This window comes from Candidatus Allofournierella excrementigallinarum (genome assembly GCF_944388085.1).
GTDB classification, from domain to species: domain Bacteria; phylum Bacillota; class Clostridia; order Oscillospirales; family Ruminococcaceae; genus Allofournierella_A; species Allofournierella_A excrementigallinarum.
The window spans coordinates 43,176-45,172 of the sequence record NZ_CALXHK010000001.1 but is presented as its reverse complement, the minus strand read 5'-3'; the positions used below and the strand labels follow the sequence as shown (position 1 = coordinate 45,172).

2 protein-coding genes are annotated in these 1,997 nt (G+C 53.1%); both read left to right on the top strand.

Annotated features, from left to right (window positions below; translation table 11 throughout):
* Positions 1 to 119: 119 nt before the first annotated feature.
* A complete protein-coding gene (locus ACH2AT_RS00215) occupies positions 120 to 641 on the top strand; it encodes a nitroreductase (protein WP_394962476.1) in 522 nt (173 codons plus the stop codon).
* A gap of 369 nt (positions 642 to 1,010) precedes the next feature.
* Positions 1,011 to 1,994 (top strand): Gfo/Idh/MocA family protein, encoded by a 984-nt coding sequence (locus ACH2AT_RS00210; protein ID WP_394962474.1) that lies wholly within the window; start codon positions 1,011 to 1,013, stop codon positions 1,992 to 1,994.
* Positions 1,995 to 1,997 lie beyond the last annotated feature (3 nt).

Here is a 1,997-nt window from a genome sequence, read left to right as displayed (position 1 = left end):
AGCAAGCGCCTGTCTCAGGCAGCGGCCCCCAACGCCCTTTTGGCGTTGGGGGCCGCATTTTTCTTTGCAGGCTGGCCCGGCCTGCGGTATAATAAAGAAAAGAAAAAGGGGGAGATACGATGAACGAAGTTCTCAACGCCATTCTTACCCGCCGCAGCGTGCGCAGCTACAAACCGGACCCCGTGCCCGAAGACGTGCTGGAGCGCATTCTCACCGCCGGGCAGTACGCCGCCACCGGCATGAACCGCCAGAGCCCCATCATCCTGGCCGTCACCAACAAGGCCATGCGGGACAAACTCTCGGCCATGAACGCCGGGATCATGGGCTCTTCCAGCGACCCCTTCTACGGCGCGCCGGTGGTGCTGGTGGTGCTGGCGAACAAAGCCGTCCCCACCTGCATCTACGACGGCAGCCTTGTGATGGGCAACCTGATGCTGGCCGCCCACGCCGAGGGCCTCGCCAGCTGCTGGATCCATCGGGCCAAGGAGGAATTCGAGAGCGAGGAGGGCAAGGCCATCCTCAAAGAACTGGGCATCGAAGGCGACTGGGAGGGCATCGGCCACTGCATCCTGGGCTATGCCGGCGGCGAGCCCAAGCCTGCCGCGCCCCGCAAGCCGGACTATGTGCATTACGTCCGTTGAAATCAATAATTGAAAAAAGAGCCTGTTGCAAAATAGCTTGTCTCCAAAATATTGCACAAAAATCGCCCCTCCAAGGAAGCCAAAACAGCTTTCTTGGAGGGGTCTTTTATCTTACTATACCTATTCTTTGTGCAAACTGTTATTGCAATTTCATTTTGCAACACGCCCTTTTTTCGTAACTGCCGGAAACAGCAGTGGACAAACGGGGAGTGAGGTTAGATGCATGCGGATGAAGAAAGATATACTCACAAAGCTAATAAAAATATTCATAAAACAATACAAAAATAGCGATATTATGTTGACTTTAATTTGATTAATGATATATTATGATGAAAATAGTTGGGATTTTTGCAAAGGAAAGGAGAAAATATGAAAACGATCAAAGTTGGTATGGTGGGTTGCGGAAATTTTGGGAATTTTCATTTGACCAATCTGCTCTCCATTCCGGGGGTGGAGATGGTCGCGTTTGCTACGGGCAACAGGGAAAAACTGCTGGCCACAGGCAAACGAGTGCCGTCGGCGCGTTTGTATCCTGACCACAAAGAACTGCTGGAGCAGGAGCCGGAATTGGATGCGCTTGTGGTGAGCATCACGCCGTACCGCCACGGAGACCTGGAAGTGATGGCTGCGAAGCGGGGCGTTGCACTATACATAGAAAAGCCTATTTGCATTACCATGGAAGAAGCGGAGCGCAACCTGGCGGCCATTGAGCAGGCGGGCATTATTACTTCGGTGGGATACCAAGGGCGTTACAATGACGAGATCGACAAAGTGAAAAAGATCCTGGAAAACCACACAGCCGGCCTCGTGGTGGGAAAATGGATCTACAGCGTGCCAGATCTGCCGTGGTGGCGCACCCGTGCCAAATCCGGCGGCCAGCTTGTGGAGCAGTGTACCCATGTGTTTGACCTGTTCCGCTATCTTTTTGGAGAACCGGCCTCGATTTATACAGTGGGCTGCAAAGGACTCAACCCTCCGCAGCCGGATGCGGATACCGAAGACTGTTCTTACAGCACAGTTGCTTTTAAAAACGGCCAGGTGGGGGCCATTTTGGCCGGCTGCTACCTGGACACGGCCAAGGCGGTCGGGGATATCGGTTTTGATATCTATCTGGAAGATTCAAAAATTGAATATGGCTTTTTCACAGGCGTGAAATATATAGACCAGTCGGGAATAAGGGAGGTGCCTTTTGAACCTGTGTATCACAAGCTGGCAATGGAGGCGTTTGTATCGGCGGTGAGAGACCACGATCAGTCCCGGATTAAGTCCAGCTATGCCGATGCGGTGAAAACGCTTGCTTTCACCCTCGCTGCAAACCGTTCGATGGAGACGGGCGCCCCGGTGCTGCTTTGAAAA